Annotated in this window: 1 protein-coding gene; it reads right to left on the minus strand. The window is 75.2% G+C overall.

Features of this window, described 5'->3' with window-relative positions:
• The coding region (locus BZL64_RS31530) for a type I polyketide synthase (protein WP_143663363.1) at nt 1-7,216 on the minus strand (7,216 nt) is incomplete at both ends.

The raw sequence follows: 7,216 nt of genomic DNA on the forward strand, positions 1-7,216 counted from the left end.
TCTCGTCGCCGTCGACGGCGATCACCTTGGGCGCGGGCCGCAGCACGGACCGGACGGTCTCGGCGAGGCACAGCGCGACCGCCGCCTGGAAGGGCGGGGTGAAGGGCAGGTGGGCGAGGCGTTCGGTGCGCTCGTCGAAGGGTTCCGCGACGGCGTGCCGGCGGGTCCAGTCGTCGGGGCGGAGCACCGCGACGCCGGGCAGCGCGGCGAGTTCGCCGGCGATCTCGTCCTCCCAGCGGGTGAGGCGGTCGTCGGTGCGCACGGCCGGCAGGAATCCGACGATCAGCGGCTTGCGGGTCCGTTCGGCGACGGCCCGCAGCGCGGCCGGGTACTCGGTGCGCAGTTCGGCGAGGAGGGTGTCGTCGACCGGCCCGAACCGTTCCAAGTCGGGCGCCCGCAGCAGGACGACGCCGACGGCCGTGGCGGGGTCCGCGAAGACGCCGGAGGGGTCGCGCAGCGCGGCGAGCACCTGGTGGTAGGGGGCTTCGGCGACCGTCGGCCCGCCGTGCGGCGCCCCGTCCTTGAGGGCGGTGGCACACATCAGCGGGAGGTTGCCGAGGGCGAAGGTGGCGGCGAGGGCGAGGGACCGGGCGGGCGCGGCCTCCTGGCGGGCGACCGGCGTCGACGCGTCCCGAGCCACCTCCGCCAGCAGCTCCACGAACTCCTCGCCGAGCCCCGCCGTGGCCGCCGAGTCGAGGATGTCGAGGTTGTGGTCGAGGCGGATACGGCCCGCGTCGGGGGTCATGGTGATCATCAGGTCCAGGTCGGAGTAGCCGGTGCCGGCGGGCAGGACGTCGAGGTGGTCGAGGCGGCCGCCGTAGCGGACGTAGTTGAAGTAGACCTCGACGAGCGGGGCCTCGGCGCGGTGCAGGCCCTGGCGGGCGAGGGTCGCCAGTACGTCGGAGAACATGGCGCCCCTGGCCAGGAGCCGTTCCATACGGCCGTCGGTGCGCCGCAGCACGTCGGCGACGGGTTCGGCGGCCCGTGCCTCGGCGGGGAAGGGCACGGGGACGCCGTAGAAGCCCACCGCGTCGAAGGCGTCGGCGTGGATGCGGGTGTCGACGGGGACGGCGAGCACGAAGCGTTCGCGCCGGCGCTTGCGGGCCAGAAGCACGGTCAGGGTGCCGAGGCAGAAGGCGGCGGGGGTGACGGCGAGGCCGCTCGCGGCGGCCGTCACCCGGTCCATGAGCCCGTCGGGCAGGGTCACGGTGACGCTGCCCGCGCGGTACGTCCGCCGCTCGGGGCGTGGGTGCGACAGGGTCAGGTCGAGCCGCTCGCTGCCGTCGAAGACCTCGCGCCAGTCGTCCGTCGCGGTGCCCTCGCCCGTCTGCTGGGCCTCGATGAGGAGGTGGACGTCCCGGTTGGTGGGGTCCGCGCCGAGCGGGGTGCCGGAGAGTTCGGCGTCGATCTCGCCCGCCACGAGGAGCAGGGACTGGAGGTCGCTGACGGCGTGGTGGGCGCCGAAGACCAGGATCTGGCCCCGCTCTCCGCCGTCCAGCAGCTCGAAGCGCCACAGGGGTGCGCTCGCGAGGTCGAACTCCGGTTCCAGCAGGGCCCGCAGGCGTTCGGCGGCGTCCGGGTCGTCGGTGACGGGCGTCCACCGCAGCAGCGGCGGCACCTCACGGACGACGTGCAGCAGACGCCCGTCCGCGCCGGTCCGGACGGCCGTACGCAGGGCGGCGTGCCGGGCGGTGAGACGGTCCACGACGGCCGTGAGCGTGTCGCGGCCGGTGGGTGTGGTGAGGCGTACGGCGAGGCCGACGGCGTGGGCGGCCTGCGGCATGTCGGGGCGGGCGCTGCGCAGGAGGCGTACGACGTCACGGGTCGCCGGGTGCGTCTCGGTCTCGGGGACTTCGGCCACGGGATCGGCGGTGCGCTGTTCGGCCGCCCGTTCGGGCAGGGCGGCGGCAAGGGTCCTGGCCAGGCTCCTGATGTCGGCGGCGGCGAACATCTCGGCGGTGGGCAGTTCGACGCCCAGTTCGCGGGCGAAGGAGTTGCGCAGCCGCACCAGCATCAGGGAGTCCAGGCCGAGTTCCTTGAGCGCGCTGCTCGCGGAGGTGTCGACGACGCCGCCGGAGACCTCGCCGACGCGGGCGCGGACGTAGGCCTCCAGCCAGCTGACGCGGTCCTGGTCGGTGGTGGCGGCGAACACCTTGCGTACGAGCCCGTCGGCGTCGCCGGTGCCGGTGGGGGTGGTGACGAGGTCGGCGAGGATCGGGCGGGCGCGCACCGCGTCCGGGGAGAGGGCGAGGAGTTCCCAGTCGAGGGCGAGGGGGGCGAGCTGGCGGCGGCCGGTGTCCAGGACGCGGTCGAAGAGTTCGCCGCCCTCCTGCGGAGAGAAGGCGAGAAGTCCCGAGCGGCCGGTCTCGGCGGCGCGGGTGCCGGACTCGGCGACCATGCCGACGCCGGACCAGGCGCCCCAGTCGAGGCTGAGCGCGCGTCGTCCGGTGCGGGAGAGGTGGTGGGCCCAGGCGTCGAGGAAGGCGTTGGCCGCCGAGTAGGGGCTCTGTCCGGGTGAGCCGAGGAGACCGGCCGCCGATGCGAACAGGACCAGGCTGCCCGCCTCGGGGGCGAGTTCGGTGAGCAGCGCGGTGCCGAGCACCTTGGGGGCGAGGACGCGCAGGACGCGTTCGTCGGTCAGGTTGGCGACGGTGGCGTCGTCGAGGACGCCTGCCGCGTGCACGATCGCCGCGACGGGGCCGGCTTCGTGGCGTACGGCGTCCAGGGCGGCCGTCAGGCTGTCGCGGTCGGCGACGTCGGCGCGGGCGAGGTGGACGGTGATCCCGCGTTCCTCCAGGCCGCGGATCCAGTGCTGGGCGTCCGGGGCGGGGGTGCCGCGGCTTATGAGGGCGAGGTGGCGGGCGCCGCGCCGGACGAGCCGTTCGGCGACGACGCGGCCGAGACCGCCGAGACCGCCGGTGATCAGGTGGACGCCGTCGGGGGTGACGACGGGTGTGCCGTCGGTGTCGGGGCGGGTGCGGGTCAGGCGGGGTACGAGGCGGCCCGGCTCGCGCAGGGCGACGAGGCGTTCGTCGTCGGCGTGGCGCAGCTGGGTCCACAGGGCGTCGGTGCCGCCGGTGGGCGGCAGGTCGACGAGGGTGACCGTCAGTTCGGGGTACTCCTGGGCGACGGCGAGGCCGAAGCCCCAGGCGAGCGCCTGCTGCGGGTGGGCGACCTGGCCGCTGTCCCCGGCGGCCGGGCTGCTGCCCCCGGCGGCCTGACCGTCGCCCCCGGCTCCCCGGCCGTGGTGCCCGGCCGCCCGACCGTCGCCCCCTGCCGCCTGGCTGCCGCGGGCGATGACGAAGAGGCGCGGGGATCGGCCGCGGGGGCGGTCGGCGAGGGCGCGGACGAGGTGGAGGGTGCTGAGGCAGCACAGCCGGGCAGCTTCCTCGGCGGTCGCTCCGTCGGTGACGGCCGGGGCGTCGAGCGCGCTGAGCTGTACGACGCGGGCGGGAAGGGTGTCGGGGTAGGCCTCGTCGAGGAGGCGGGCCAGGTGGCTCGGGTCGGCGAGGTCGAGGACGTACCGGCCGGGGCCCTCCGCGGTGAATGCGGTTCCGCCGCGGGCGACGACGTGCGGGACCTCGGTGCCGAGGCGGGCGAGGAGGTCGTCGGCGGTGCCGGTGGCGTCGGCGAGGATGAGCCAGCCGCCCTCGGCGGGGCGTTCCTGCGCGGCGGGGCGGGGCTGCCAGCGCGTCTCGAAGAGGGCGCCGTCCAGCGGGGAGAGCGCGGCGAGTGCGAACTCCTGGGCTTCGAGGACGAGCTGTCCGTCGTCGTCCCACAGGCGCAGGTCGAGGGAGGCGGTGTCGCCTTCCACCGCGCGCAGTTCACAGCTCACCCACACGGGTGCGGTGCGCCGGCCGGTGTGGCGGACACGGCCGAACCCGGCGGGCACGAACGCCCGTCCCTCGGGCGCGTCTCCTGGCAGGGCGGCGGCGTGCAGGGCCGAGTCGAGGACGGCCGGGTGGAACAGGTGCCCGGCGGCAGGCCGTTCGGCGAGTCGTGCGAGCGCGGCGGTATCGCTGCGGCGGCCGGACTCCAGGTTTCGGAAGGCGGGCCCGTAGTCGATGCCGAGGGCACCCAACTGGGCGTACACGGGAGCTAGTTCGACCACCTCTGTGCAGCTCGCGCGCAGCTCGTCCAGCCGTGGCTCGGGGACGGGTGGCGTGTCGACCAGCATCCGGCCGGTGACATGGCGTTCCCAGCGGCGCTGTCCGTCGGCGGCCGAGGCGACGGTGAACTCGCGGACGCCGTCCTCGGCGGGGCGCAGGACGAGCTGGATCCGTACCGGCCGGGCCTCGTCGAGGCGCAGCGGCTGGACGAACCGCACGTCCTCCAGGCGCACTTCGGTGGTGTCCGTCACGGCGTGGGCGGCTTCCAGCGCCATGTCGAGGAAGGCGGCGCCGGGCAGCCAGACCTCGCCGGTGACGCGGTGGTCGGTGAGGTAGGAGAAGCGGCTGTCCCGTAGGTCGACCTGGCTCTGGAAGAGGTGCCGGTCGGGTTCGTCGCTGGCCTCGACGTGCGTGCCGAGCAGCGGGGAGGCGCCGGCCGCGGTGGCCGGGGCGGGGGCGAGCCAGTGGCGTTCGCGGGCGAAGGCGTAGGTGGGCAGGTCGAGGCGGCGCCCCTGGGGGAAGAGGGCCGTGAGGTCCGGTGCGTGGCCCGCGGTGAACAGTTCGCCGATCCGGCGCAGCAGCATGGCGTGGCCGTCCTGCTGGCGGCGCAGGGAGCCGATGCCGACGGCGTCGATGCCCGCCTCGGCGGCGACGGCTTCGACGGCGGCGGTGAGCGAGGGGTGCGGGCTCAGCTCGACGAAATAGCGGTAGCCGTCGTCCAGCATCCGTCGGATCGTGTCCGCGAAGCGGACCGGCCGGCGCAGGTTGGCGAACCAGTACGCGCCGTCCAGGCGGTCGCCGTCCACGGGTTCGGCGAGCACCGCCGAGTAGAGCGGGGTGTCCGTGCGGGTGCCGCGGACGCCGGCGAACCGGTCGAGGAGTTCGTCGCGGAGCGGTTCCATGAGCGGGCTGTGGGAGGCGAACGGCGTCGACAGCCGGCGCACGGTGACGCCCCGCTCCGCCAGCTGCCGGCCCAGCTCGGCCAGGGCCTCGGCGTCCCCGGAAACGGCGGTGGAGCGGGCGCTGTTGAGGGCGCCGACGAACAGCCGTCCCTCGTAGGGTGCGAGGAGTTCCTCGACCTCGGTGTGCGGGAGGTCGACGGCGACCATGCCGCCGTGTCCGACGAGCGGCACGACCGCGTGGGCGCGGCCGGTCACCACCGTCACGGCCTCGTCCAGGGTGAGGGCGCCCGCACTGTACGCGGCGGCGATCTCGCCCAGGCTGTGCCCGACGACGGCGTCGGGGGTGACGCCGAGGGCGCGCCAGGCGGCGGCCAGGGCCGCGTTGACGGCGAACAGCACCGGCTGGAGGTACTCGGTGCGCTCCAGCGGGGAGAACTCCTCGGGTGCGCGCAGCACGTTGAGCACGGACCAGCCGACCTGCCGCCGCACGGCCGCGTCGATACGGGTCAGCTCCGCGCGGTAGGCCTCCGAGTCGGCGAACGACTCCAGGCCCATACCCGGCCATTGGCCGCCGTGCCCGGCGAACAGGAAGGCGACCTTGCCGCTCCGCTCCTCGCAGGACGGGGCCACGGGTGCGCGGCCGGACGCCAACGCGTCGAGGACGGTACGCAGTTCGTCCGGATCGCCGGCCACGACGGTGGCCCGGCGCTCGAAGTGGCTGCGGTGCCGCGCCAGGGTGTGGGCGACCTCCGGCAGCGGGGTGTCCTCGGTGACGTACGCCGAGAGCCGTGCCGCCTGTCCGCGGACGGCGGCCTCGCTGCGGCCGGACAGCAGGAACAGGTGCTTGCCGCCGCCCGTCGCGGCCGGTGTGCGCGGCGCGGCCGGTGTGCCCGGCGCGGTCCCGGGCGCCTCCTCGACGACGATGTGCGCGTTGGTGCCGCTGATGCCGAAGGCGCTGACGCCCGCGCGCCTGACCCGCTCCCCGGTCGCCGGCCAGGGCCGGGCCTCCTGGAGGAGACGCAGTCCGCTGTCGTCCCAGTCGACGTGCCGGCTGGGCGTGTCCGCGTGCAGGGTGGCCGGGAGCGTCCCGTGGCGCAGCGACTGCACCACCTTGATCAGCCCGGCGACGCCCGAAGCGGCCTGCGCGTGACCGATGTTGGACTTCAGGGAGCCCAGGTACAGCGGGCGGTCCTGGGGCCGGGAGGCGCCGAAGACCTCGGTGAGGGCGTTCGCCTCGATCGGGTCGCCGAGGGTGGTGCCGGTGCCGTGCGCCTCGATGTAGTCGATGTCCTCGGGCGCGAGCCCGGACTGTTCCAGGGCGCGCCGCAGGACCAGTTCCTGGGCGGGGCCGTTCGGGGCGGACAGGCCCTGGCTGCGGCCGTCCTGGTTCACGGCGGTGCCGCGCAGCACGGCCAGCACCTCGTCGCCGTCCCGCCGGGCGTCGCCGAGCCGCTTCAGTACGAGCATGCCGGCGCCCTCGGCCCAGATCGCGCCGTCGGCGTCGTCGGAGAAGGAGCGGCAGCGGCCGGTCGGGGACAGGCCGCGCAGCCTGCTGAACTCGACGTAGGTCTGCGGGGTGACCATGAGGGTGACACCCCCGGCGAGGGCGAGGTCGCACTCGCCCGACCGCAGTGCCTGTGCCGCGAGGTGGGTCGCCACCAGGGAGGACGAGCAGGCGGTGTCCACGGTGAGGGCGGGCCCGTGCAGGCCGAGCGCGTACGAGAGCCGGCCGGAGGCGACGCTCAGCGCGGACCCGGTGCCGACGTAGCCGTCCAGCTGGTCGAGGCGGGTGCCGGCCAGGTACTCGCTGCCGAACATGCCGACGTACACGCCGGTGGTGCTGCCCGCGAGGTCCGCGGGCACGATGCCGCCGCGTTCCAGTGCCTCCCAGGCGGTCTCCAGCAGCAGCCGCTGCTGCGGGTCCATGGCGGCGGCCTCCTTCGGGGTGATGCCGAAGAAGCCCGCGTCGAAGGACTCGATGTCGTCGAGGAAGCCGCCGTCGCGGGCGTAGGACTTGCCGGGGACGTCCGGGTCGGGGTCGTACAGGGACTCCACGTCCCAGCGGTCGGCGGGGAAGGGGCCGACGGCGTCGCGGCCGTCCGCGACGAGACGCCACAGGTCGTCGGGGTCGTTCACCCCGCCGGGCAGGCGGCAGGCCATCGACACGATCGCGATCGGCTCGTCGGCGGGGGCGGCGGCGCGGGC

Source organism: Streptomyces bobili (assembly GCF_002154575.1).
GTDB lineage: Bacteria > Actinomycetota > Actinomycetes > Streptomycetales > Streptomycetaceae > Streptomyces > Streptomyces bobili.